Origin of the sequence: Pararhizobium sp. LjRoot235, from assembly GCF_964254145.1 — a bacterium.
Taxonomy (GTDB): domain Bacteria; phylum Pseudomonadota; class Alphaproteobacteria; order Rhizobiales; family Rhizobiaceae; genus Pararhizobium.
In genome coordinates this window covers 98,050-121,469 of the sequence record NZ_CAXUSP020000002.1, presented here as the reverse complement: position 1 = coordinate 121,469, position 23,420 = coordinate 98,050, and the positions used below count along the sequence as shown (strand labels likewise).

26 protein-coding genes and 2 pseudogenes are annotated in these 23,420 nt (G+C 57.7%); 9 read left to right on the top strand and 19 right to left on the bottom strand.

Features of this window, described 5'->3' with window-relative positions; all coding sequences use genetic code 11:
- Position 1: 1 nt before the first annotated feature.
- From ACSQ2Z_RS21190 to ACSQ2Z_RS21155, 8 genes are all read right to left on the bottom strand, one after another.
- Positions 2-1,036 (bottom strand): proline racemase family protein, encoded by a 1,035-nt coding sequence (locus ACSQ2Z_RS21190; protein ID WP_436083249.1) that lies wholly within the window; start codon positions 1,034-1,036, stop codon positions 2-4.
- 5 nt (positions 1,037-1,041) lie between these two features.
- Positions 1,042-2,517, bottom strand: coding sequence for an aldehyde dehydrogenase family protein (locus tag ACSQ2Z_RS21185; RefSeq protein WP_436083248.1), 1,476 nt, complete (start codon positions 2,515-2,517; stop codon positions 1,042-1,044).
- 32 nt (positions 2,518-2,549) lie between these two features.
- Positions 2,550-3,788 (bottom strand): NAD(P)/FAD-dependent oxidoreductase, encoded by a 1,239-nt coding sequence (locus ACSQ2Z_RS21180; RefSeq protein ID WP_436083247.1) that lies wholly within the window; start codon positions 3,786-3,788, stop codon positions 2,550-2,552.
- Between the two features lie 61 nt (positions 3,789-3,849).
- On the bottom strand, positions 3,850-4,728 hold the full coding sequence (gene dapA / locus ACSQ2Z_RS21175; RefSeq protein ID WP_436083246.1) for a 4-hydroxy-tetrahydrodipicolinate synthase: 879 nt from the start codon (positions 4,726-4,728) through the stop codon (positions 3,850-3,852).
- 31 nt (positions 4,729-4,759) lie between these two features.
- Positions 4,760-5,425: an amino acid ABC transporter permease gene (locus tag ACSQ2Z_RS21170; protein ID WP_436083245.1), complete on the bottom strand. Its 666-nt coding sequence runs from the start codon at positions 5,423-5,425 to the stop codon at positions 4,760-4,762.
- Between the two features lie 12 nt (positions 5,426-5,437).
- On the bottom strand, positions 5,438-6,100 hold the full coding sequence (locus tag ACSQ2Z_RS21165) for an amino acid ABC transporter permease (protein WP_436083244.1): 663 nt from the start codon (positions 6,098-6,100) through the stop codon (positions 5,438-5,440).
- A gap of 9 nt (positions 6,101-6,109) precedes the next feature.
- On the bottom strand, positions 6,110-6,892 hold the full coding sequence (locus tag ACSQ2Z_RS21160; protein WP_436083243.1) for an amino acid ABC transporter ATP-binding protein: 783 nt from the start codon (positions 6,890-6,892) through the stop codon (positions 6,110-6,112).
- Positions 6,893-6,957: 65 nt separating this feature from the next.
- Complete coding sequence (locus ACSQ2Z_RS21155) at positions 6,958-7,791, bottom strand: substrate-binding periplasmic protein (protein ID WP_436083242.1); 834 nt, start codon at positions 7,789-7,791, stop codon at positions 6,958-6,960.
- Between the two features lie 198 nt (positions 7,792-7,989).
- Between ACSQ2Z_RS21155 and ACSQ2Z_RS21150 the strand changes: the two genes are divergently transcribed.
- The gene (locus ACSQ2Z_RS21150; protein WP_112858603.1) at positions 7,990-8,709 is read left to right on the top strand and encodes a GntR family transcriptional regulator; all 720 of its coding nucleotides are present in this window, start codon (positions 7,990-7,992) and stop codon (positions 8,707-8,709) included.
- A 3-nt stretch (positions 8,710-8,712) separates the two neighbouring features.
- Positions 8,713-9,498, top strand: coding sequence for a pyrroline-5-carboxylate reductase (locus ACSQ2Z_RS21145; protein WP_436083241.1), 786 nt, complete (start codon positions 8,713-8,715; stop codon positions 9,496-9,498).
- A gap of 420 nt (positions 9,499-9,918) precedes the next feature.
- On the opposite strand, the gene ACSQ2Z_RS21140 is transcribed toward ACSQ2Z_RS21145, so the two are convergent.
- The 3 genes from ACSQ2Z_RS21140 to ACSQ2Z_RS21130 form a co-directional block, all read right to left on the bottom strand.
- Positions 9,919-10,473, bottom strand: coding sequence for a hypothetical protein (locus ACSQ2Z_RS21140; RefSeq protein ID WP_436083240.1), 555 nt, complete (start codon positions 10,471-10,473; stop codon positions 9,919-9,921).
- A 132-nt stretch (positions 10,474-10,605) separates the two neighbouring features.
- Positions 10,606-11,265 (bottom strand): transcriptional regulator, encoded by a 660-nt coding sequence (locus tag ACSQ2Z_RS21135; RefSeq protein WP_436083239.1) that lies wholly within the window; start codon positions 11,263-11,265, stop codon positions 10,606-10,608.
- A gap of 145 nt (positions 11,266-11,410) precedes the next feature.
- Positions 11,411-11,599: a high-potential iron-sulfur protein gene (locus ACSQ2Z_RS21130; protein ID WP_436083238.1), complete on the bottom strand. Its 189-nt coding sequence runs from the start codon at positions 11,597-11,599 to the stop codon at positions 11,411-11,413.
- 238 nt (positions 11,600-11,837) lie between these two features.
- Here ACSQ2Z_RS21130 and ACSQ2Z_RS21125 point away from each other — a divergent pair, with 238 nt between their 5' ends.
- Positions 11,838-12,065 carry a hypothetical protein gene (locus ACSQ2Z_RS21125; RefSeq protein ID WP_436083237.1) on the top strand — a complete coding sequence of 76 codons (228 nt, stop codon included), beginning with the start codon at positions 11,838-11,840 and terminating at the stop codon, positions 12,063-12,065.
- Positions 12,066-12,243: 178 nt separating this feature from the next.
- Positions 12,244-12,519: a hypothetical protein gene (locus tag ACSQ2Z_RS21120; RefSeq protein ID WP_436083236.1), complete on the top strand. Its 276-nt coding sequence runs from the start codon at positions 12,244-12,246 to the stop codon at positions 12,517-12,519.
- Positions 12,520-12,631: 112 nt separating this feature from the next.
- Here ACSQ2Z_RS21120 and ACSQ2Z_RS21115 read toward each other — a convergent pair whose 3' ends face one another.
- From ACSQ2Z_RS21115 to ACSQ2Z_RS21105, 3 genes are all read right to left on the bottom strand, one after another.
- Positions 12,632-12,925, bottom strand: a complete 294-nt coding sequence (locus ACSQ2Z_RS21115) for a type II toxin-antitoxin system RelE/ParE family toxin (RefSeq protein ID WP_436083235.1) — start codon at positions 12,923-12,925, stop codon at positions 12,632-12,634.
- A gap of 23 nt (positions 12,926-12,948) precedes the next feature.
- Entirely contained in the window at positions 12,949-13,230 is a 282-nt protein-coding gene (locus tag ACSQ2Z_RS21110) for a type II toxin-antitoxin system RelB/DinJ family antitoxin (RefSeq protein ID WP_436083234.1), read from the bottom strand.
- A gap of 212 nt (positions 13,231-13,442) precedes the next feature.
- Entirely contained in the window at positions 13,443-13,634 is a 192-nt protein-coding gene (locus ACSQ2Z_RS21105) for a DUF6494 family protein (protein WP_436083233.1), read from the bottom strand.
- A 442-nt stretch (positions 13,635-14,076) separates the two neighbouring features.
- On the opposite strand from ACSQ2Z_RS21105, the gene ACSQ2Z_RS21100 reads away from it, so the two are divergent.
- Positions 14,077-14,712, top strand: coding sequence for a DUF1062 domain-containing protein (locus ACSQ2Z_RS21100; protein ID WP_436083232.1), 636 nt, complete (start codon positions 14,077-14,079; stop codon positions 14,710-14,712).
- Between the two features lie 276 nt (positions 14,713-14,988).
- Positions 14,989-15,372 (top strand): annotated as a pseudogene (locus ACSQ2Z_RS21095) (IS6 family transposase); the annotation flags it as partial.
- 90 nt (positions 15,373-15,462) lie between these two features.
- Here ACSQ2Z_RS21095 and ACSQ2Z_RS21090 read toward each other — a convergent pair.
- From ACSQ2Z_RS21090 to groES, 3 genes are all read right to left on the bottom strand, one after another.
- Entirely contained in the window at positions 15,463-16,341 is an 879-nt protein-coding gene (locus ACSQ2Z_RS21090; protein WP_436083231.1) for a beta-1,6-N-acetylglucosaminyltransferase, read from the bottom strand.
- Positions 16,342-16,651: 310 nt separating this feature from the next.
- Positions 16,652-18,277, bottom strand: a complete 1,626-nt coding sequence (groL, locus tag ACSQ2Z_RS21085) for a chaperonin GroEL (RefSeq protein ID WP_436083230.1) — start codon at positions 18,275-18,277, stop codon at positions 16,652-16,654.
- Between the two features lie 62 nt (positions 18,278-18,339).
- Positions 18,340-18,639, bottom strand: a complete 300-nt coding sequence (gene groES / locus ACSQ2Z_RS21080) for a co-chaperone GroES (RefSeq protein ID WP_436083229.1) — start codon at positions 18,637-18,639, stop codon at positions 18,340-18,342.
- A 1,000-nt stretch (positions 18,640-19,639) separates the two neighbouring features.
- Between groES and ACSQ2Z_RS21075 the strand changes: the two genes are divergently transcribed.
- The gene (locus ACSQ2Z_RS21075) at positions 19,640-19,864 is read left to right on the top strand and encodes a hypothetical protein (RefSeq protein ID WP_436083228.1); all 225 of its coding nucleotides are present in this window, start codon (positions 19,640-19,642) and stop codon (positions 19,862-19,864) included.
- 95 nt (positions 19,865-19,959) lie between these two features.
- On the opposite strand, the gene ACSQ2Z_RS21070 is transcribed toward ACSQ2Z_RS21075, so the two are convergent.
- Positions 19,960-20,439, bottom strand: a complete 480-nt coding sequence (locus tag ACSQ2Z_RS21070) for a hypothetical protein (protein ID WP_436083227.1) — start codon at positions 20,437-20,439, stop codon at positions 19,960-19,962.
- 258 nt (positions 20,440-20,697) lie between these two features.
- Entirely contained in the window at positions 20,698-21,177 is a 480-nt protein-coding gene (locus tag ACSQ2Z_RS21065) for a hypothetical protein (protein WP_436083226.1), read from the bottom strand.
- A gap of 391 nt (positions 21,178-21,568) precedes the next feature.
- Here ACSQ2Z_RS21065 and ACSQ2Z_RS21060 point away from each other — a divergent pair, with 391 nt between their 5' ends.
- Positions 21,569-21,772 (top strand): hypothetical protein, encoded by a 204-nt coding sequence (locus tag ACSQ2Z_RS21060; RefSeq protein ID WP_436083225.1) that lies wholly within the window; start codon positions 21,569-21,571, stop codon positions 21,770-21,772.
- 762 nt (positions 21,773-22,534) lie between these two features.
- A pseudogene (locus ACSQ2Z_RS21055) lies at positions 22,535-22,783 on the top strand (hypothetical protein); the annotation flags it as partial.
- Positions 22,784-23,420 lie beyond the last annotated feature (637 nt).

The following is a 23,420-nucleotide window of genomic DNA, read 5'->3' as shown; positions in this document are numbered from 1 at the left end:
TTCACTTCAGAAGGCCGACCTGCGGCCCCCAGGTATCGGAAAGCGCAAATCCTTGCGCGAACGGGTCGTCATCCGACAGGCGCAGCTCGGCGCGGCCGTAGACATATCCACGGCCGGATATCCTCGGCAGAACGGCACGTCTTCCCGCGACATCGGTCTCACCGATCACTTCAGCCTGGAATTCTCCCCCGATGATGGAGCGAGACGTGCACTTGTCACCAACTGCTACAAGACCACGGGCATGGAGCGTCGCCAGGTTGGCGGAGCTGCCGGTCCCGCACGGAGAACGATCGACCCGCCCAGGCTGCAACGTCGTGCAGGTCCGGATCGCTCCATCCGGTTCCAGATCGCGGAACATGACATAGGCAATCTCATCGACGCCCGGCAATATGGGATGCCTGACCTCGATCTGGTCTGCCAAGAGGCGCTTGAGCTCGATGCCGGCTTCGGCAAGTGCGCGTGCGTTTGTCGGGTCGATGCGAAGTCCTGTCTGCCCCACATCCACCAGCGCGTAATAGACACCGCCGAAGGCCACATCGACCTTGATCCGCCCCCAGAGCGGGGTATCGATTTCGTGGTCGAGAAACTCGGCGAAGCTCGGCACGTTGTCGAGACTGACGGCGAGGCAGCGCCCGTTCTCGCAGCGTGCGCGGGCGACGATCAGTCCGGCGGGCGTATCCAGTCGAACCGTCGTTTCCGGCTCCTGCATGGGAACACGCCCGCTTTCGAGAAGCGCGGTCACGACGCAGATGCAATTGCTGCCCGACATCGGATGCGCCCGGTCCGCCTGCAGGACGATGAAGCCCGCGTCTGCGTCGGGATGCGTTGGCGGGACCAGCAGGTTCACCGACATGGCGACGTTTGCGCGCGGTTCGAAGGTGACGAAGCGGCGCAGGCTATCGTCGACCGTGTTGATGTGGTTCATCTTGTCGAGCATCGTCGCGCCGGGAATGTCCGGCGCCCCGCTGACGAGCGCATGCCCGAGTTCGCCCTGGCAGTGGACGAGAAGCAGTTCGAGGGATTGTTCGAAACGCATGCCGCTCACTTGATGTACCAGCCCCAGGGCTTGTCGGTGACGTATTTGGTGATCTGCTTCGTCTCGAGGTAGTTTTCGAGACCCCAGCGGCCGAGTTCGCGACCGATGCCGGATTCCTTGTATCCGCCCCAGGGCGCTTCGGTGAAGGTTGGCTGCGAGCAATTGATCCAGACAATCCCGGCTTTGAAGGCAGCGGCGACCCGCTCGGCGCGAACATCGTCCTTGGACATCACCGCTGCGGCGAGCCCGAAACGAGTGTCATTCGCAAGTTCGATTGCTTCCTCCTCCGTCTTGAAGGGCTTGACGCAGACGACAGGGCCAAAGATTTCCTCGACCCACGCGTCGCTGTCGAGCGGAACATCGGTCAGCACCGCCGGGCGAAGATAGTAGCCCTTGTCGAATCCTTCCGGACGTGTTCCGCCGCAGGCAACCGTCGCCCCGGCTTTGCGTGCACCCTCGATCGCTGCGAGAACCTGTTCGTACTGGCGCTTCGACACCAGCGGCCCCAGCAGCACGCCCTCATCGAGACCATTGCCGATCGTTATCTTGTTGGTCTCCTCGACGAGGCGCGCGAGCAGGCGCTCATAGATGGCCTCTTGCACGAGAACGCGGGACGTCGCCGAGCAGACCTGCCCCTGGTTCCAGAAGATGCCGAACATGATCCATTCGGCGGCTTCACCGATATCGGCGTCTTCGAAGACGACGAAGGGCGACTTGCCGCCGAGTTCGAGGCTGACGCGTTTGATGTCGCGGGCGGCGGCGGCCATGATCTTCGAGCCGATAGGTCCGGATCCCGTAAAGGCCAGCTTGTCGACACCCTTGTGATCGATGATCGCCTGGCCAGCCACGGAACCGGCGCCGGTCAGAATGTTCAGCACCCCTGCAGGCAGGCCGATGTCATCGGCGATGGCGGCCAGCTCCAGCGCCGTCAGCGACGTTTGTTCAGCGGGCTTGAGAACAATGGTGCATCCAGCCGCAAGCGCCGGCGCGACCTTCCAGGCGGCCATCAGCAGCGGATAGTTCCAGGGAATGATGGCACCCGCCACGCCGATCGGTTCCTTCACCGCCTTCGACGTGAACCGGTCGTCGGCAAGGGCGATTGCTTCCGCCGGATTGCTATCGAGTTGCTCGGCAAGCCCCGCGTAGAAATCAAAGCATCCTGCAGCATCCGCAACATCCCAGTCCGCTTCCGGAAACGGTTTGCCGTTGTCGAGAACTTCCAACCGGGCGATCTCAGGCTGGCGCGCGCGAATGCCGTCGGCGATGGAACGAAGATAGGTCGCACGCTGGGCGCCGGATAGTTTAGGCCAGCCATCCTTGTCGAAAGCGCGGCGGGCCGCCTTGACGGCGAGGTCGACGTCTTCCTCGGTCGCGGCGGCAATCGTTTGAATGACCTCCTCGGTCGCAGGGTTCGTGACCTCGTTGCTACCACCCCTGATGGGCTTGACCCATCGGCCATCGATGTAGAGTTCGTTTCGCATTGGCATTCCTTCCTGTCGAGCGTGGCGTGCGGTTAGAACCGGTCGACGCGATAGGGTTTCATGTCGATGGGCGGCGTGACGCCCGTGATGAGATCGGCCATCAGACGCGCGGTGGTCGCGCCATATGTCAGCCCGAGATGTCCATGACCGGTGGCGTACCAGACGTTCTTCCGCTTTGCCGATGGGCCCATGACCGGAACCGTGTCCGGCATGGCCGGGCGATGTCCCATCCATTCGGTCGCATTCTCCACCTTCAGATGAGGCAGTGCCTCCCGCGCCCGCTTCACCAGAACCCTGGAGCGTCTGTAGTCCGGCGCAGCATCGAGGCCTGCCATTTCGACCGTCCCGCCGACGCGGATGCCGCCGGCCGTAGGCGTGACCATGAAGGCCCGTGCCGGCCAGATCATCGAGTGGCGCATCGAAAGACCGGGCGCCATGATCTGCGTGTGATAGCCACGCTCCGTTTCGAGCGGGATCGGCTCTCGCAGCATTGCCGACAGGCGTGCGGTGAAAGCCCCGGCTGCCAGGACCACCGAGCCGGCTTCAAGTCGGCGGCCATCGGCAAGGCGCACGGCTGTAACGCCGGAATCGTCATGGTCGAAGCCGACCACATCTGCACGCTGAATAACCCCACCAAGCTCTTGGAATTTTTCAAACAATCTCAGAACGAGCTTGTAAGGATCTGAAATCGATCGGTTATCAGGAAAAAGCAGTGCCTTGCTGATCTTAGGCGTCAACGCGGGTTCGAGATCACGAATAGCGTTGCCGCCGAGGATTTCGTAACGGAAGCCGAAACGATCCAGAATCTCGACATGGTCACGGTCTGCGCGGAATTCAGCCTCGTCGGCATAGACGCTCAGGCAGCCTTCTGCGCTAAGCATATTCTCGAGGCCTGTCATTTTGAGAAGCTCATCAAGATCCTCGTAAACACGCGCGCACAAAGCCGCACTGGCCGCCTCGAGCGTCCTGAGCTTCGACGGACGGCTTGCATCCAGAAAGCGCAGGAACCAGGGGATCAGGCGCGGCATGTATGAAGGCCGGATGCGCACCGGTCCTTCCGGGTCGAGCAGCCACTTCGGCATCTGCGCCCAGATTCCGGGACGGGAGGCCGGCATGAATTCCGTCACCGCGATGCTCGCCATGTTGCCATAGGACGCGCCTTGCCCCGGCCCGGCCCTGTCAAGCAGCAAGACAGACTGGCCGCGCCGCTGCAACTCGTAGGCAATGGTGGTACCGATGATGCCAGCTCCGACGACGACGATGGGAGACACTTCTTTTCCTCGGGCTCAAGAGAAGATATCGGGGCGCATTCGCGCCCCGCCATGACAAGGGTTACCAGTTCAGGATTGGCTGCATGGCCTCTGTGAATTCCGCCTTCTCATCGGCGGTCAGTTCGCCGAGCGGAGCCCGGCAAATGCCGACGGGAAGACCCTGCAGTTCACAACCATACTTGACCTTCTGGACGAACTTGCCGCTCTCCAGAATGTTCATGGCGCGGTAAAGAACCACCATCTTCTCACGCGCCTTGGCAAGGTCGCCCGAGCGGAAACTGCGGTCCAGGTCGACGCAGGCCTTCGCCATGCAGTTCGCCGGCCCGCAGATCCAGGCGTCGGCACCCCAGAACATGAAATCGAGGGCAATGTCGTCCGATCCAGAGATCAGATCGATACGCCCCTTGTATCGGGCGTGGATGTCGATCGCCCGCTGAAGCGAACCGGAGCTTTCCTTGATGCCGAGAACGCGAGGATCGTCGGCCAGAGCGTCGAGGATGTCGAAACCGATCTCGACGCCATCCTTGTAGGGATAGCTATAAAGAACGAGGTTGATGTCGGTTTCCTCGAGCACTTTCTGGAAATGCGCAAGAAGTTCTTCCTGGGTCGGGCGGGTATAAAATGGCGTAGCAAGAAGGACGGTATCGTAACCGATCTCCTTGGCGCGCAACGTGTTCTCAATGACTTCGCGGGTCGCCGGCGCATTCGTGCCGGCAATCAAGGCTTCGCCCTCGTTGGCAAAGTCCTTGACGAATTTCAGGACCTCATCCCGCTCCGCATTGGAGAGCGCGGAATATTCGCCTGTCGATCCCATCGGCACCCAGCCAGTCACACCTGCGGCACGCAGGGCGGTCAGATGCTTTTCATAGGCCTTGAAGTCAACCTTGTCGTTGGCATCGAAGGGGGTGATGAGCGCGGGCATGACGCCGGACAGTTTCATGGGGTGTCTCCTGTCTGTGAAGGTGTTGCGATTAGATGGCGAGTTTTCTGAGGATGCGGGCCTCGATGACCGAAACGGCCCGCGTCAGGGGAAACGCAATGACGAAGTAGATGAGTGCCACGACCGTAAGCACCTCGACCGGCCTTGCCGTATTGTTGGAGATGTTCTGGCCGACGAACATCAGATCGGCCATGCCGACCGCCGACACGAGCGCGCTTTCCTTGAACAGGCTGACGCAGTTGGACAGCAGCGTCGGAATGGCGCGAAGAACCGCCTGCGGCAACACGACATTGATTACCTGCACGTTTTTAGGCAAGCCGAGAGCGACGCAGGCGTCGAATTGCTCAGGCCCAATTGACTTCAAACTGGCGCGAAAGGTCTCCGATGTGATCGCACCCATGTACAGCGTCAGCGCGATGACGCCGGACGTAAAGTTCGAAAATTCCACGCCGAGCATTAGGGGCAGACAGAAGAATATCCAGAATAGCTGAACCAGAACCGGCGTGCCGCGGAAGAACTCCACATAAGCGCTCGACACTGCCCGAAGAGCGACGTTGCGCGAACTGCGAGCGAGGCCCACAACGAACCCCAACGTGCATCCGAGCAGAATGCAGATCGCGGTAAGCTTCAGCGTCGTCCACAATCCGAGCAGAAGCGCGTACTGGAATTTATTGAGAATGGAGAAGTCGAGTTCCATGGATGCTGCCTCCTAGTTTACGAGACGCTGGCGGCGCCGTTCGAGCAGGCCGACGATCTGGGTAACGGGGAAAGAGACTGCGAAATAGATAAGCGCGACGACGGTGAAGGTCTCGATCGGGCGGTATGTCTCAGTGGCAAGATACTTCCCCTGGTACATGAGGTCCTGGATCGCGACGATGGCAACGAGCGCGCTCTGCTGGAAGATCACGATACCGTTGGTGAGGAGAACCGGCGTCGAGGCACGAAAGGCCGTTGGAAAGACTATATAGAGAACGCGCTGAAGCGGCGTCAGACCAAGGGCGATCCCGGCATCGATCTGTTCCTTCGGTACGGCCTGAATGGACGCCCGATACGCCTCGGCGTTAAAGGCCATCAGGTTGAGACCGAGGGCCAGGATGCCCATCGTGATCGGATCGAGAAACACGTCAAACAGCATCGGCACACAATAGAAAATCCAGACGATCTGAACGATCGCCGGCGTGCAGCGGAAGAATTCGACGAACAGCATGAACGGTAGCCGGATGGCCTTGATCGGGCTCATGATCAAAAGCGCCAGCCCAAAGCCGAAGACGATGCCAATGACATTTGCCGCAGCCGTCAACTCGAGCGACACCCACAAGCCCTTCATCAGTGGAGCAAGCGAGACCGCGTTGAAGTCGAATGTGTAACCCACTTTCTCCTCCTACTGCTTGATGTGAAAGACGCGGTCGATGAATTCCTTGGTGCGTTCCTCCCGAGGGGAGCCGAGCACCTGCTCCGGCGGACCATCTTCGACCACGACGCCACCGGCACAAAAGATCACGCGAGAGGCTATGTTCTTGGCAAACCACATGTCGTGGGTCACGATCATCATCGGCATGTTCTGAGCGGCAAGCTGCAAAATAACCTGCTCGACCTCGCCAACGAGTTCCGGGTCCAGCGCCGATGTAACTTCGTCGAACAGCATAAGCTTCGGATCGAGCATTAGTGCGCGAGCGATGGCAACGCGCTGCTTCTGGCCACCGGAAAGCTGCGCGGGATAAGCCTTGGCCTTCGCACCAAGACCGAAGCGCTCCAGGAGCGCCTGCGCCCGAGCCTCCGCATTGGCCTTTGCTTCGCCGCGCACCTTGCAGGGCGCGAGGATGAGGTTCTGCAGAACATTGAGATGTGGAAACAGGGTGTAGTGCTGGAAGACCATACCGATCGAGCGACGGACATTCGTATCGATGATCGTCTTGCTCTCGCTATTTCCGGACGAAATGTAGGGTTTTCCGTCAAAAGAAACCGAGCCACTGTCGATCTTTTCCAGCCCCATCATTACGCGCAGCAGGGTGCTTTTGCCGCCACCGCTCGGACCGATGACGACGACCCGTTCACCCGGCTTCATTTCGATATCAATGCCTTTCAGCACCTGAACGGCGCCGTTGCCATAGCTCTTATGGAGAGCCTGCATTTTTACGAGGGGAAGGCTAAAGGACATGGTCATGGCCGCTCTCGGTTCGATTTCAGCAAGAAGGAGGCGTCGGCGGCTCGCGCCGACGCCGAGAGGGATCAGTTGGAGCTGGTCAGAACCTGATCCACCGCCTTGCGGATCAGTTCGTCGACATGACCGGTCGCGACCTTCTCCTCCAGGAAGATGTTCACAACTTCGACATCGGCGGACGACATGCCATGGGGCAGACCGAATGAGACGCCCTGCTTGGCAAGCGCGGGCGTCGGATTGATCGCGACCGCCCAGTCCGGATTGGCTTGTGTCAGAAGCTGGTTGGTGTCGGAAGCATCGACCAGAAGATCGGCGCGCTTCGACGTCAACGCGAGGCGCGTCTCGTCATTGCCGGGAAGACGCATGATCGTAGCATTCTTGACGACGGCGGAGATCGCCTTGTCCTGGGCGGTACCCGACATAACCGCGATAGTCACACCGGCCTTGTCGATGTCGGCAACCGAAGCGGAACCTACCGGGATCTTCGGGTTCTTTTTGTTGTAGGCAAGCGAGATCTGGTACTCCATCGCCGGGATCGAGAACTGGACGGCCATAGCACGGGCCGGCGTACGGTTGAGCGCCAGCGACATGTCCCATTTGCCTGCCTGGAGCCCGGCCACGATGTTGTCCCAGGTCGTATCGACGAATTCGGGCTTGACCTTGAGAACATCCGCGAACTCGCGGCACAGGTCGGCGTAGAAGCCGGAATATTCACCAGTCGCCGGATCCCGCATGATGTAAGGCGGAGCAACCGCCGCACCACATTTCAGGACACCCGCACTCTGAACACCTTGCCAATAACCCTCGGCAGTCTGGGCATGAGCGGCGGATACGGAAAGACCTCCCATCAGGGCGAGCGCAGGCAGCGTCCGCATGGCGGACGTGATCATCTTCGAAAGCATCGGCATTCCTCTTTTGCTGTGCGCGAAGTGCGCGGTTCCACTCGTCGGCTCTGGCCGTTCTTATTATTTTCTTGTCGGCTGCGTGTCGACTGACTAGTATGTGTCAACAGCGTGTCGACAAAGTCAAGCGGAAAAATTACATTGCCCGGACGATGGTTTTCTGGCCCAATGCCGCATCTGCCGATGAAAGGGACCTAAGTGTCTGACGAGACTGAAGTGAAACGAATCCGAGGTACCGGCTGGAAAAGCGTGTACGACACGCTCCGCAACGAGATTCTGGCGTTGACGCTGCCGCCTGGCCAGCTTCTCGACGAGACGACGCTTGCCGAACGTTTCGATATGTCCCGCTCACCCGTGCGGGAAGCACTGATCCGTCTCGGTGCGGACGAGCTCGTGGTGACGCTTTCCAACCGCAGCACGATCGTTGCACCGATCGAGGTGGCGACCTTTCCGAAATATGTGGAAGCCCTAGACATCGCCCAGCGCATGAACACCCGCCTCGCCGCCGCGTTGCGCACCGATACCGATCTGAAGGTCATCGCCAAGCGCGACAAGGCCTTTGCGACGGCGGTCAGGACCGGCAATCATCTCGCCATGTCCGAGGCGAACAAAGAATTCCATATGGCGATCGCCTATGCCGGCAAGAACCAGTATCTCGCGTCGTTCTACGAGAAGCTCCTGTCCCAGGGCCAGCGCATGCTCCACCTCCATTTCGAGTACCTTGAGCGAACACATGAAGGGTATTTGCTGACAGACGAACATAGCCAGATGCTGGACGCCATCCGGGACAAGAATGTCGACCTGGCCGACGAGCTCGCGCATGCTCATACCCGCCAGTTCCAGGACAATTTCATCAACTTCATGCGCGAAAACTACACCACCGACGTCACGCTCGGTCCGTTGCGAGCCGCGGAGTAGATCGTGAGCGTCAACAGCATTGGCTTTGTCGGCACCGGCGCCATCACCGAAGCGATGGTTCGCGGACTTCTGACCACCACCCCCTATGCGGCCGAAGTGCACCTTTCTCCGCGCAGCGCGGATATAGCCGCCCGACTTGCCGCCGATTTCGCATCGGTGCGCGTGGCTGATGACAATCAGGCCGTCGTCGATTTCAGCGACATCGTCTTTCTCGCCATCCGGCCGCAGATCGCAAAGGAGGTCATCGAGGCGCTCTCGTTCCGGGAAGGCCAGTCGGTCATCAGCGTCGTCGCGGCAACGGAGCGGCAGAGCCTGCTCGACTGGATCGGCGCCGACGTGCATCTGGTGCAGGCGATCCCGTTGCCATTCGTCGAGGACCGTCTCGGCGTTACCGCGATCTATCCGCCGGACGTCGAAGCGGCGGCTTTGTTCAACGCCCTCGGCAATGCTGTCCAGTGCGAAACGAAAAAGGAATATGATCTTCTCGCGGCCGTCAGCGCGCTGATGTCGACCTACTTCGGCGTCATGGAATTCGCAACGGAATGGCTGGCGGACAAGGGCCTTGAAAGATCGAAGGGGCGAGCGTATCTCGCGCCGCTTTTCCAGAGCCTCGCAGATAGAGCGCAAAAAACCGACATCGAATCCTTCAGCGAGTTAAGCCGGGAGTTCGCCACCAAGGGCGGACTGAACGAACAGGTGCTCTCGGATTTTGAAACCAAGGGCGGAAAGGCGGCGCTGACCCAGGCTCTGGACGGCGTGCTGGCACGCATCGAGGGTGCGAAAAGCTAGAAGGAGGTTGCTGGTGTGCATTGCGACGTCAGCATGACCGATTTCTGTTCCGACGTCTCCAAGAAGCCGAATGCGCCGGTTGGGAATGACGGGAGGCATTCAGGACGTGACCACTAGCGAAGCAGAACGACTGCTTCTGGGAACTTCAGTGGGTGGCGTGAACGGCCGACATGACGGCGCAAAGCCGTCGTTGAACACATTAATCGCAAATGTCCGCAATAGGCCCGACGAGCTTTTAAAAGGTCTTGATGGGATACGAACCGGCTCCCCCACGTTTGATCAGCGGAAAATTCGAGGTAGGCGCAAGTTGCTGCTTGTGGTCGTCTGACTAGGGCCGCTGCTGCGTCTTCGGCCGAGCTTAACCATATGTGTTCTACACCCTCCTCAAGCACGCAGTCCGGAGAATGGATAATGACAGGTTCAGGGCTCGAACCGCTCCAGCATCCTTTTCAGTTGTGCGTTTTGGAGCTGAAGTTTGCGCGCCAGCTGGTCCCGGAGCAGCCTGATCTCTTCATCAAGGCTGATTGCATCGTCAGAAACGGTGGGAACGGAGGGTTGCGGAACGACTTCACCCCTTTCCGCTTTCTTGCCCCGTTTGCTGCGCTTTCGTGTTGCGCCTTCGCCAGTCGCCAAGGACTTTGGCGCGTCATGTGCAGCTGTATGGGCGTCATCGGGTGAGGCTTGATCAGCCGCTGCCACGGACCTGGCGCCTTCGATATTTGCCGTGCCATGAACACCGCTTGCTGTTTTCCCGAAATGATCCGGGTCCGCTGGCACCGCCTCCATTTGATCGTGAGGGACTGGCTTTTCGTCGGCCGGACGGCCCGCGGCGTTCAACCCTTTGTCGGCGGCTGTTTCAGTCGGCCTGGCGATGGCCAATACGTCCGGCTTCACGTCATCGGTCGAGCCGTGTTCTTGCCTCTGCTGCCGTCGCGGTGACACCAGCCGAGCAAGAAGTTTCCATGGAGACGCCATTTTATTCGACCTCGAATTATACCCCGCATGGCAGGCTGCAAAGACAACCGTTGGCGGCAGGACTAACCGCCGCCAACATGTTCATCTCGATAAGCATGAGACTGCGGCCACCGCTTGGCCGAATGCTGCCGATCAGCCGAGGTTGAGCCGCTTTCGCAGATCGGCATTTTCAGCGCGGAGCTTCTCAGCCAGCAGCTTGCGCAGTCTTTGGTTTTCCTCTTCCAGCTGCAGAAGATCCGCGAACTCATCAACAGCCGCCGTCGAAGGAGCAGTCGCTGTCTGCACAGTCTTCGGAGCACGTTTGGCAGGCGCACGCTTGGCACTCATCGTACCTTCGTCGGCCTTTGCCTTACGTCCTCTCTTCTGCTTTCCAGCTGCGGTATTCGAAGCCGCTGCCGGTTGCGCCGAAACAGCCACTGAGGCCTTTTCAGGCACTGCCTTCCTGGCGCGAGGTTTGCGCTCCTTCTTCGGTACTTCGGGCGCCGCTGCGGCCGGCGTGTCGGCATCAGTCATCGTATTGTTTTCGTCGGCCATTATGGTCTCCTGTAAAGCCGATGCATTTGTCTCCTGCCCAATCGGCAGTGTCAACAATGCCGCGGCCTGTTCTTCTCCAGCGAAAGGAATCTCGCTGCTGCTGCTCTGAGAAGCTCCCGGCAAGAACGGCGTTGCCTCGTGCAGATCTTGCGCAACGGACTTGAGATCCATGTCTCCCCAGATCGAGTTCGGTTTGGAATTGATTTTTCGCCGACCAGATCTGTATTCGACGGCAAAGCTGCGCTGGACTTTTTTCACTTTGAGAGCCTTGGATGTCTGCGGTGATGTTTCGGCGACCTCTTCAGTATCGCAACATGCCCTGCAAATATCGACTACCGCGCCACCGGTCTAGACCCTTGAATATTTGGCGGGCAACGCGAGCCGAAGACTCGTCCGCTCAAGGTCAGCGCAGGTCAATTCCCATTCGGCCGCTTATCGCACCTCCAGCGCACAAACCACCCGCCGGCTCCCAAGCGTGGCACTGTGCGCAGTGACTACCGGCCCGGACTGCGGGGTTGTCGGCTTCGAGCGGAGCGCCAGCGTTGCGTTTGTAGTCGAGGACGACAGCGTGATTATTCTGCGCGTCTTCCATCGCGGGCAGGATATCCGCTTTGAGGACCAATAGAGGCCTTTAACATGGTGGCATTGGATTCAGAATTTTGGGCCGCAATTGCGGGCGCGGTCGTCGGTGGCGTTATCAGTCTGAGCGTCCAGATGGTTGCCCTTCATGCTGCAAAGAGCGAACGCTTGGAGGAGCGCAAGGAGAGGCATTCGCGGATCTGTCCTTCGGGCCTGCGACGCTTATGCGGCTCCGGCTTCGAGGGAACTCAATGAGCATGAGCGAAAGTAAGTTCGATACGCCTGGTCGCGAAGAAGCGCGCCTGGTCTTTTATCCGAAGGGATCCCGACGAGACATCTTCTTATGCATTGCTGGTATCGGCTTAGGTGCTTTATTAATCTGGATATTTCTTGATATCGGACGTCTGCGACCCTGGCGGGGCGCCTATTCGATTTCATCGGACCGGTGTTCGGAAGTTTATTTATCACTGCTGGCGTAGTTGTAATCCTCGGGCCACGGTGTGGATATCCGCGGCTCGTGCTCGATAACAACAGGCTAATTGGCGAGGGAATGTTCCGTAGCTCGATACTGAACCTCGATAAGCTCGGCAAAGCTGCCGTCACCAGCAGTGGAAGCGCGACATTTCTTGCGTTTTTCACACTGGAAGAGAGCGCGCCTTGGCCAAACGTGACGATTTCTCGCAGCCCAATGCTTTTAATGCAGCCAAGACCTTTTTTCTTTCGCCCTATACCGGAAATGATCCTCAACGTGCACAAGAGATCGCCGATCAAATCAATGCTTGCCGAACTACGCCCATCGATGGATGTGCGATGCAAGTTGCCCCCGACACCATTGAAAGCATCAAGAAGAGGAGCCGACGGGCAAACTCGCTGCTCATTCTTGTGCCCACGGCGGTTGCGATGATCCTGACATACCTGAACAGCAGGGCGTAGCGAACAACGAACCGGCGATCCTTGACGAAAGTCCCGCTTTAAAAACAGATTGAGCTCGAGAATGCTATTGGCCGCCTTGAACGGAATCGAACCTGGAGCGATGTAGTCACATCTACTCGTGGGCGAGCTCGATGGGCCACATCTGGGCGCCGTGCAAAACACGCAAAATACGAATCCTGTCCGCTAACACCACGTAGACTGCGACGTAGGGAGTGCGCAGGATAACAAGTTCGCGTGTTCCAGCAATCCGGCCAGAACGACCGCTTTCGGGAAAGTCAACAAGTCGACGGGCAGCGCGGACGATTTCCTCGTCCACGTGGACCGCCGCCCTCGGACTCTCCTTCTCAATGTAGCTGAAGATTGTGTCGCGATCATCAAGCGCGTATTGCGCCCAGACGAGCCTCATCGATCACCCGCCACGACCTTGCGCTAAGCTGTCGCACGGCGCTCGCGAAAGTGCGTATCGACGTCGGCATCCTCGACGTCGGGTCGCGTGTCCTCGAGCGCCTGCAAAACCTTCGCACGGAACCAGGCATCGTGGGCCTCGCTGTGGCTAACCAGTTCTAGCGGCAGGGCGCCTTCATTCGCTGTCCGGGTTAACAGGATACGGACAGCATCCGAGACCGTAAGACCCATATTTTCTAGAACCGCCGTGGCGCGCTCTTTGACGTCGGCATCAATCCGAGTCTGGACAAGTGCATTTGAAGCCATGTTCGAACCTCCTTCACCACTTGTGAATGTAATGCACCTGCATGACAAATACTAGCGGTCCCAGCGAAATGTGTCGCATTCCGAAGACTTCACATCGGCCCTCTGACAGCGATGTTCCTGTTGAGGCATTACGCGATCTTCGACGCACAGAACAAGAACATTTCTGCCCGGCATAGGCGGGCTGCGCGTCATCAGCGATCGCTTCGCCGGACTTATGGAAGTTCGATCTCGCCGTCCACTACGTGGTTGAGGCCGGTGCCTTCCGCCGTCAGCGTCATTCGGACCTTCAGCTTCTTGCCGTCGGTTTGGCCTTCGCGCACCGTCTCTTCGATCTTGCGCTGCGAAGTGACGCCAACTTCCTTCAAGAACTTGCGGATCGACATGTTGAAGGCGTCTTCGCTCATGGCGGAACTCCTCTGCATCCGAAAGGGATTGTAAGGGAACGCAAGTGATCAAGGAAGCGGCCGGTGCCTGCTTTCATTGCAAAGTTGCATAAAAGCCGCAACGCCGCAGCTTTCGGTTTCTGGATACGTCAAGAGACTCCAATTCGGACAGATCATTTGTTATCGCTGTGGTTGAAGAGCATTGGCGCATCGAGGTAGACTTTGCCCAAGTAAATACCGGTCTCAATCCAGTTTCACCCGTACTGCCGGATAGCAACACGCTGTCGGCGTATGATCATGTTCATCGGGTGGTGGCAAGAGACCGGTCTGGCATTGTTAGAATGTGCCATGTGCAGCTCCGCCGTCTCAGCTCTTCAGCCGCCCAAAACATCGCCACACCGTGCCCGCAAGGGTTTTCTCATGCACCATCTTGGTGGACTTCCGAACGGAAGACCAAGACGATATGTGCAATATACTTCGGGTCCGGTGGACCATCGTTCCCCAGAAAGCTCCCCAGCCTTGGATTGCGTGCAGCGGATGCGGGGCCCTGAGGGCCTTCCAATCGAACGGCAAAATCCGGCTCAACGCCAACGGTCGCAAGCTTGATGCGTGGCTTATCTACAAGTGCCTGACCTGCGAAAGGACATGGAACCGGCCGATCCTTGAGCGGCAGTATGTCCGCGACATCAATCCTGCAGTCCTTGAAGCGCTACAGTCCAACGATCCGCAATGGATCCGGACAGAAACGTTCAACCTCGAAGCATTGAGGCGCAAGTCGCAGCGTGTCGATGAGTTTTCTGAGTTTGATATCGAAAAAGAGAGCCTGCACGAAACTCGCAATTGGACGAAACTGGAAATCGAACTGATGGTCCCGTTTCCGGTCAGCACACGCCTTGACCGTCTGCTGGCGTCCGAGCTGAGAGTCTCGCGTGCGCGGCTCCAAACGCTTCACGACGGAGGCACGCTTCGGACAAATTCGGACCGGGCTGCCATTTTGCGGCGGCGTATCAAAACTGGCACGCAGGTTACGATTGACCTTTCCACCGAGGCCGACCGAGAGCAATTGTGGAGACCTTTAGCGACGGGTAGTCCACTGTAGCTGTATCACGAAGGCCTGAAATCTCAGGACTTCGCGATTTCACGTTTCATTTGCAGCAGAAAGTTCTGGCCTCGTTCTACCTTGTCGTTGTTTAGCGGGATATCAACGCGATGGCCTCTTGTGGGTTCCGATTTCATCACCAGTGTGGCGCCCAGCGCATCTCGGACCAAAGGTACGCTAAATCCCTCGCCTTGAGGGAATACGAACCGCCGACCTTGAGAGCCAAGCAATTGGTCAAAAAGACATCACAAGAGACGTTAAATCGTTCAAGCATTGCATCTGGACGAGGTCGTCGTCACCGTCCGAGGCAAGAAGCAGTGGCTAGGGCGTGCCGAGGATCAAGACGGCTTCGTGCTCGATGTCCTCGTGCAAAGCCGTCGCAATGCCAAGGCTGCAAAGTGTCTGATGCGCAAGCCGCTGAAGCGCCAAGGTCACACACCGCGGGTCATGATCACCGATAAGCTACGGTCCTAGGACGCCGCAAAGCGAGATATTATGCCCGGTGTCGAGCATCGATCACACAAGGGACTGAACAACCGGGCTGAGAATTCTCATCAACCGATCCGACGGCGATCGCCAACCTCTTCCACATTCCCCGCCACGATATTCCATCTCACCAATCGTCGCGAGCTGCGAGGGGCCGCGATGCAGATGTGGAGATGTGGAGTGAAATCGCTCATCTTCAGGTCGCCTGATCATAGACCTCACGTCCTACCGACGCCGATAAGTTTACAGTGCCGAGGAAAGCCCTCACGCTGCGTTTGCCGGCAGCACGGCAGGCGTGTCGATATTCGCCACATCCTGAATGGCGAGATATCGTTCCAGCGTCGCGATAATATCCCCATCAACCGTCTGATCGAACTTGCGGGCAAACAGGGCGGGGCTCGCCTTCAGCGCATCGGCATCGTCGCTGACATAGGTTCTCGGACGCAACTTGATATCGCCATCCGGCACCCAGTCGATCATACGCAGGTCGTCGCTAACGATATCGCTGTGGACAGAAGTATTCATCATAACCGTCTGGAAAAAGCCCTCGTCGGGGATAAACGTGTTCTGGTAGAATGTCTTGTAACGGTCGGCACGCTGATCGTGACAGACGAAGTCGCAGAATGCCCGGCTGACGATCATCCATTGATTGCCGATATACGGCGCTGCGCCGGATAGGAACGGTCTGGAAACCGCCGTTTGTTCAATGCGATTGTCCAACTCAACCACGAACTCGCTGACGCGGAGCATGGTGTCAGGGCGGTCCCGCGCTTGGTCCAGGACCTTGATGAACTCACGATTCTTATTGGCGGTAAGATACGCGACGATCTGCTTCTGGCTTTTCAGCGGAAAATCCTGGCCGCTGAGATTGATGAAATGGCTCCATTCCCCCATCTGCAAAAGACGCTCCATACCGCGAAGCTCAGCCTCCACAAGACTATAACCGCCCCATAGCGCCTTCTTGCCGTCGAGCATATCGGCATTGCCATAGGGCAGCAGGAAGGCGCGGATTTCGGATGCGAGTTCGGGGCCGGAATTCTTGTCGACATGCACGACGTAATGGTTTTGCCGGTCATAGATGGCCTTGAACAGGCGCTTGAATTGCTCGGGGTAACGGTGGACGAGAAGGAGATATGCGATCATGTGGCGGCACCGCGCGTTGCCGGGCATCGGACAAAGCTTAGCCCTTCGCCTTTCAGTTTCAGGCTGAGACAAAACATTACCATGAATGATCCTTTCAGGATCGCGTCAGCGCGCAATCAGCCCACGCCAATTGCGTTCGACAAGCTTGGGTTCGGGGAGTCAGTGGCGCAAACCAGCCTTTCGGCGTTCAACGGCACATCGAGATTAGAGATTCAGTCCGGAAGCATTGCCGATGCGTCGCGAAGAGCGATCCGGTTGGCCGGATCCCTCTTCGCATCGAATGACGACCGTGGTTCCGAAATGAAACCCGTTACATCATGCCGCCCATGTCGGGCATGCCGCCGCCAGCAGATTCCTTCTTCGGAAGTTCTGCAACCATGGCTTCGGTGGTGACGAGCAGACCGGCAACCGAAGCTGCGTTCTGCAGAGCGGTGCGAACGACCTTGACCGGATCGACGATACCCATGGCGATCATGTCGCCATATTCGCCGGTCTGGGCGTTGTAGCCGTAGTTGTCGGTGTCGCTTTCGAGGATCTTGCCGACCACGATCGAACCTTCGTCACCGGCGTTCTCGGCGATCTGGCGAACCAGAGACTGAAGCGCCTTGCGGACGATGTTGATACCGGCCGTCTGGTCGTCGTTCGCACCCTTGATGTCGAGAACGATCGAGGCACGCAGAAGCGCCGTGCCGCCGCCGGGAACGATACCCTCTTCGACCGCAGCGCGTGTCGCATTCAGCGCGTCGTCGATACGGTCCTTCTTTTCCTTGACTTCGATTTCGGTCGCACCGCCGACGCGGATCACGGCGACGCCGCCCGAAAGCTTGGCCAGGCGCTCCTGCAGCTTTTCCTTGTCGTAGTCGGAGGTTGTTTCTTCGATCTGAGCCTTGATCTGGGCAACACGACCCTCGATCTCCGGCTTTTTGCCGGCACCATCGACGAGAATGGTATTCTCTTTCGTAATGGTCACCTTCTTGACGCGGCCGAGCATTTCGAGCGTGACGTTTTCCAGCTTGATGCCGATGTCTTCGGAGATGACCTGGCCACCGGTCAGGATGGCGATGTCTTCGAGCATGGCCTTGCGGCGATCGCCGAAGCCCGGAGCCTTGACGGCAGCGATCTTCAGGCCGCCACGCAGCTTGTTGACAACGAGGGTCGCAAGCGCTTCGCCTTCGACGTCTTCCGAGATGATCAGGAGCGGCTTGCCGGTCTGAACGACAGCTTCGAGAACCGGAAGCATAGCCTGCAGGTTGGAGAGTTTCTTCTCGTGAAGGAGAACATAGGCGTCCTCCAGTTCAGCAACCATTTTCTCGGCATTGGTGACAAAATAAGGGCTCAGATAACCACGGTCGAACTGCATGCCTTCAACGACTTCGAGTTCGGTGTCGGCGGTCTTGGCTTCTTCAACCGTGATGACGCCTTCATTGCCGACTTTCTGCATCGCGTCAGCGATGTACTGGCCGATTTCCGTCTCACCGTTGGCAGAGATCGTGCCGACCTGGGCAACTTCTTCCGAAGTGCTGATCTTCTTGGCCTTGGCGACAAGACCCTTGACCACTTCTGTCACTGCAAGATCGATGCCGCGCTTGAGGTCCATCGGGTTCATGCCGGCGGCAACAGCCTTTGTGCCTTCGCGAACGATCGCCTGGGCGAGAACCGTTGCAGTCGTCGTGCCGTCGCCGGCGATGTCGTTGGTCTTCGAAGCAACTTCGCGGACCATCTGGGCGCCCATGTTCTCGAATTTGTCTTCAATCTCGATTTCCTTGGCGACAGCCACACCATCCTTGGTGATGCGAGGTGCACCATAGGCCTTATCGATGATGACATTGCGGCCCTTCGGGCCGAGCGTTATCTTGACGGCGTCTGCGAGGATGTCGATGCCACGCAGCATCTTTTCGCGCGCGTCTCGACCGAATTTGATTTGCTTGGCAGCCATAGAAAGAACTCCCGGGCTCATAGCCCAATGGTCTTACAAAAGGGATAGAAAGAAACGACCGGCTATCGGCCGATGACACCCATGATGTCGGCTTCCTTCATGATCAGAAGCTCTTCGCCGTTGAGCTTGACTTCGGAGCCCGACCACTTGCCGAACAGAATGCGGTCGCCAGCCTTGACGTCGAGCGCGATCAGCTTGCCGCTATCGTCACGGGTGCCGGTGCCGACGGCAACGATTTCGCCTTCCTGCGGCTTTTCCTTGGCGGTATCCGGAATGATGATGCCACCCTTGGTCTTTGCTTCAGCCTCGATACGGCGCACGACGACGCGATCGTGCAGCGGACGAAATTTGGTATCAGCCATTTTGGGTTCCTTAGCGGGATCATAGCCGAATGGCTTCTCCCATCGAATAACAGTAGCACTCTCTACCTTAGAGTGCTAGCGATCATTCGGCAGCAGGCGACAATGAAAATCCGGTGTAACCAAATATTTAAAACATCGACCCGGTTTAGTATGCTAGAGAGACGCGGCTATCCGATTAATACGGGAGGCCTGCAATGAAATCGTTCTTCGATTCCATTTATCACTTTGACTATGTGCTTTTTCTCATCAAGTGGACATTGGCGTTGTCCTTGATGCTTGGCGCGTATCTGGCGCTACACGAGGCATATTTCTAGAGAGTTTGTTCGGCTGACCTTCCTTTTACGTCCACCAATTCACATGTGACGACGCGCGCCGTCAGTTTCCTGAAGCGCAACCAAAGGATCATTGAGATGATTAAGTTTCGCCCAAAGACTGAAGCGGAAGAGACGAAGCAACCCGCTGCCGCTGCGCCAAGCAAACCCGACACCACGAAGTTTCCGGATGCGAAGAAGTCCGCGGGCGACTAAATGCGCGCGGGTTTGTACCAAGAAGCCCAGCGGCCGCCGAGGCTTCCAAGAACGCCCCCCAACCGGGGAGATAACGCCAGTGAGAACATCTGAAATTACGCGACCACGATATCAATGGCGGCCGCTGGAACTCTCTCCGGAAAATGATTTCGTCGGCTTCGACGGCGAAATCCTGATCGGGCGAATATTTCTGGAGCCACGACCACGGTTCAAGGGGTTGTGGCATTGGTCGAATATTAGGAGCGAAACTGCCATTGCTACGCAAGGCTACGCCGCATCAGCCGACCTCGCTGCCGTCACCGTCGAGGCGTTGTATGACGAACTAAGGGCTTTCGAAGGGAACGCGTTGGCAAAATGCCAATAGACCCTTGATTGCGGATCAGCCTCCCCCCGTGTGTTGCCCGATCAAGTGCTCAACGCCCCGGAACAAACGAAATTCGTGCCGTTCGGCATGTCTCAACAGGAGAAATTTCATGAACGTCGATTTCGCAATCACCGGACGCCATGTGTACGAGATCAAAGCGGTGCTTCAATCCGTGGGAATCAATGAGGGAACCGAATACGACGCACTGCCGTTCAACCCCGCGAGCCGCGCTAGCGGCTATCATACGTTCGCGTTTCGCAATAAGCAGGCCGCTCTCGAAGCTACGACAACCTGGGAAAACCACATCAAGCAGCCCGCTCATTCGCATCGTTGATCCTGTACGTCCCAGCAGAGCAAGACACCACGACTTCAATCTTTTGATCTGCCACATCTGCCGGATGCGATGTGTCCGGAACGATTGAATATGCACTATTTTGGAAAGTCCCGGGTGAATGCATCGAGCACGTCGATGAGGACTTCATTCACTTTATCCGTGGTGAAATCGTTCAAGCTGATCACGTTGTGGCCGACGGACACGCTTTGCGCGGATGATCGGCGATAGTGCTGAAACTGGATATGATCCTCTGTCAAGCTGACGGCGCTTCTGATCGAGCGACCGGAGATTTCGCTTGCGATTTCCATCTCGACTTTTGACGAGGTCCCCGGAGCCGGCTCCGTAAGTCGCATTTTCGGCATATCGGCCATCTGAAGTTTCTGGTTCAAGACCTCGATCGCGCTCTCAATCTTGGGGCGGAAGATCTGCACCCAATTGTCCTCCACCCATTGCTTTCGATCCGCCCTTCTGGATTTGGCCAGCTCAACCTCTTGCTGCTTTCGTCTTGCTTCGCTCTCAATGCGGCTTCCCAGTGCAAGAAGTTTATTCAGGCGCTCATCGGTGAATTTGGACATGGTCATCCTCTGAAATATTGAAACAGACGGCTGGCAATCGAAATTGCAAAATATCAGAGGCAACTCAGCATGGTGGCCTAAAATCTTCCCGCTCCTAAGCAGGGTGCGAGACAGCGCCAGCGCGACGGCGCTCTCTGCCGTTCGAAGACGATGCCGTCGATGCCAACTACCAATGCGGCTGCACTGATTAATTGGAAAGACGGTCGTTGCAGTGTCTGGCGGAAACCGATGGGCGTCAACTGCGCCCATCGACCGTTTTCACAGAGTCTTGGTAATCTCAAGTTCGCACGATTTTGCCAGTTCGGTGTTCGGCTTGTCTGCACCGAGCGGCGTTGCCCAACCAGCTTTTTCCACGATGCCACTGCGGGAATATGCGCCGGCAGCTTTGAGTTCGGCCAGCACGGCAGCAGCCAATGGATCGGCCTTGGATTTTTCGACGCAATAGGGCGTCAGGGCCGCTGCAATCCCCGAGGACGTTTCGGTTGCGGAATTCTTTCGCGACGTGGCGCCGGTCACCCAGCCGCCCCATGTAAAACCAACGATGGCCATAGCGATAGCGCCGACGACGGCGCCGTTCAGGGCGGGCTTCGTCCAGGTGGGGATATCCAAGGTATGATCCAATCTTTTGAGAAAGCCGAAACACATGATTGCATGCCGGAACCTATCGATAGCACCAGCTGCAGATTTCTTTGCATCAATTCGAGCATCGCGGCAGCCCCTAAAAGCGCGCGTGCCCAAGGAGGTTACGACAAGAGGCATTGGGGCGGCCAGCAATCACCGTTTGGAGCTAAAACCGTGGTGACCACCCTGACGGACAAGCCGCTGACTGCGCAAACGTTGGCGCTGATCGTGAAACACTATGCCGAGGCGGCCGGGTTGGATTTCGAGAAGCTATCTGGGCACTCGCTGCGTGCCGGCTTCGTCACGTCGGCTGCGGCGGACCGGGCCAGTATGTTCCCCATCATGGAATCGAGATCCCCGCACGGTGGAGACTTACGTCCGACGAGCGGAAACCAGCACATCCGGTATCTTTTGCGGTATATTAGAGAAGGCAGGCGTGAGGAGGACGATGTCGTGCTGGCAATTGTTATTGGCACACACTGTCCGGTCGCCGGCCGGAGGAACCAACATGCAGCCGATCAAAGCCCCGAAGCAGGATGGCGACTACGACGACCGATTTCTCGATTGTCAGGAAGCGATTGAGAACAAGATCCAACAGGTCATGGAAGAAGCAATCCACGCCGGATGGACGCGTGAAGAGGCGGCAGCGGCACTCGTCGAAGTCGCGGATTTGGTGATGGAACTGGCGATCGAAAATAGGAAGGATGCGTGAAGTGCGCAGCGTTCGGAAAGGAGCGCGGTCGCGGATCGCCGAATGGCGCTGCTGCGATCACCTTGCGGTCGACGATTGGGATGGGCGATCCGCCTCGAGAAAGTTAGGCTGCTTGTCAGGCTCCGGCAGAATATAATTCGATGTTTGCTAATATTATCAGGAAAGCGCACTGTTGCGTTTCTGGCAGCTATCAATCCGGGCGCTGTCGCTTCGGGGGTTGTTCCCCCTGCCCCAACATTGGGAGGACGTGATGTCTTCCGCATTTAGACAACTTCGCGACTACGACTATAGGGATACGGCCTTTCGAACCGTGGCCGTGTTTAGCCTCGCCTTCATCTTGTATGTGGTGCTTGAGGGATGGCTATGGTGAAAATTCCGACCTTGAGACCCGCATCTACCACAAACCGCGGGAGCCTCGTATTGCGGCGAAATTCTCAAACGCGCAAACTATTCCACGTCGGATATGCGGGCCTCTGAGGGACAAACTGGTCCAGAAGAGGTTGCAATCATTCGTAGAGTCCTTGCGGGCTCTATCGCTTCACAGAATTATCCACAAACGGTGAGACGCCGGAAACACGAAGACGTAACTGCGCTAGCGTCTTGGGAGAACGAAGGCGGCGCAGTAGCTGCCTTGAGAGTGTTCCCGGTTATGGCGAGTTTCTCGGAGCGCTTGAAGCTGTCAACGCGCAGCACGAGTCTCGGCATCTCGGGCCAAGTCAACGCGACCACGTTTGAGACGGCCGCATGGAAACCACTACGATCATGATGACACGGACGACACACCGAACCATTCATTTCAACGCGCCGGCATCGCTGGATGGCCTCGATGTTCCGCTGGCGCCTGGCGACTATGAAGTAAACGAGGACGAAGAATTGATTGAGGGTCTTTCCTGGCTCGCCTATCGCCGGGTCGCTACCTTCATCACCATACCGGCGACGCCGGAAAACGGCCTGGTCTCTTGCATGTTTCCGGTCGATGCCGAGGCGCTCGAAGAGATGCTGCGGCGTGATGGTATGGGCGAGAGAAAGGAGGATATGATGAAAATCGACCGCGACACCACCATGGCGCACTATGCCTGGACGATTAAGGCGAGTGGACGTCAAGACATCCACAAGGTCACCACGTTGGACGAACTGGAGGACGTTCTTCGCGCAATGGAAAATCCGGGGATAGCTCCACCCCATTGGGTAGTAATGAGTACCCACGGAGACGAAATCGCCGGGCACGGCCGTTACGTTCACAACGAAGGCAGCAAGGACGAGTGGTTGCTGACATGGACGACGGTGAATGATGCGCCGGAGGCCGGGTAGCGTGCATATTGCGCATAAAGTCCGACGGTCGGTAGCGATAAAGGTGATTATCGCTACCGACGTCAGCGCGACGCGAAGAGGAGGCAGCATGAATACGGAACATGTGATCTACTCCGCATTGGGCGTCTTCTTTCTGTTTTGCGCCGTGACTGGTTTCCTCGCCCAGAGGGTCCGCATGGGTTTGACGGCTTGATTAATTCTTTTGCTCGTTGTGTCGGCCTATGCGCAAATCCGAGGCCTCTGAGCAACGATCGGGAAGGGCCTGAGGGCCAAGCGGAAAGCAGGCTGAGCATGCCGACGCCCAACCACAATGCCGAGGAGTAAAGTACGTGCTCTC

Bases quoted from the DNA above. Each gene is read 5' to 3' on its own strand.
- ACSQ2Z_RS21190 (WP_436083249.1), bottom strand. From the start codon at position 1,036: ATGCGTTTCGAACAATCCCTCGAACTGCTTCTCGTCCACTGCCAGGGC.
- ACSQ2Z_RS21170 (WP_436083245.1), bottom strand. From the start codon at position 5,425: ATGGAACTCGACTTCTCCATTCTCAATAAATTCCAGTACGCGCTTCTG.
- ACSQ2Z_RS21185 (WP_436083248.1), bottom strand. From the start codon at position 2,517: ATGCGAAACGAACTCTACATCGATGGCCGATGGGTCAAGCCCATCAGG.
- ACSQ2Z_RS21140 (WP_436083240.1), bottom strand. From the start codon at position 10,473: ATGGCGTCTCCATGGAAACTTCTTGCTCGGCTGGTGTCACCGCGACGG.
- ACSQ2Z_RS21105 (WP_436083233.1), bottom strand. From the start codon at position 13,634: ATGAGCGAAGACGCCTTCAACATGTCGATCCGCAAGTTCTTGAAGGAA.
- ACSQ2Z_RS21125 (WP_436083237.1), top strand. From the start codon at position 11,838: ATGAGCATGAGCGAAAGTAAGTTCGATACGCCTGGTCGCGAAGAAGCG.
- groES (WP_436083229.1), bottom strand. From the start codon at position 18,639: ATGGCTGATACCAAATTTCGTCCGCTGCACGATCGCGTCGTCGTGCGC.
- ACSQ2Z_RS21155 (WP_436083242.1), bottom strand. From the start codon at position 7,791: ATGCTTTCGAAGATGATCACGTCCGCCATGCGGACGCTGCCTGCGCTC.
- dapA (WP_436083246.1), bottom strand. From the start codon at position 4,728: ATGAAACTGTCCGGCGTCATGCCCGCGCTCATCACCCCCTTCGATGCC.
- ACSQ2Z_RS21070 (WP_436083227.1), bottom strand. From the start codon at position 20,439: ATGTCCAAATTCACCGATGAGCGCCTGAATAAACTTCTTGCACTGGGA.
- ACSQ2Z_RS21090 (WP_436083231.1), bottom strand. From the start codon at position 16,341: ATGATCGCATATCTCCTTCTCGTCCACCGTTACCCCGAGCAATTCAAG.
- ACSQ2Z_RS21130 (WP_436083238.1), bottom strand. From the start codon at position 11,599: ATGGAAGACGCGCAGAATAATCACGCTGTCGTCCTCGACTACAAACGC.
- groL (WP_436083230.1), bottom strand. From the start codon at position 18,277: ATGGCTGCCAAGCAAATCAAATTCGGTCGAGACGCGCGCGAAAAGATG.
- ACSQ2Z_RS21075 (WP_436083228.1), top strand. From the start codon at position 19,640: ATGAACGTCGATTTCGCAATCACCGGACGCCATGTGTACGAGATCAAA.
- ACSQ2Z_RS21100 (WP_436083232.1), top strand. From the start codon at position 14,077: ATGTGCAATATACTTCGGGTCCGGTGGACCATCGTTCCCCAGAAAGCT.
- ACSQ2Z_RS21110 (WP_436083234.1), bottom strand. From the start codon at position 13,230: ATGGCTTCAAATGCACTTGTCCAGACTCGGATTGATGCCGACGTCAAA.
- ACSQ2Z_RS21115 (WP_436083235.1), bottom strand. From the start codon at position 12,925: ATGAGGCTCGTCTGGGCGCAATACGCGCTTGATGATCGCGACACAATC.
- ACSQ2Z_RS21160 (WP_436083243.1), bottom strand. From the start codon at position 6,892: ATGACCATGTCCTTTAGCCTTCCCCTCGTAAAAATGCAGGCTCTCCAT.
- ACSQ2Z_RS21060 (WP_436083225.1), top strand. From the start codon at position 21,569: ATGCAGCCGATCAAAGCCCCGAAGCAGGATGGCGACTACGACGACCGA.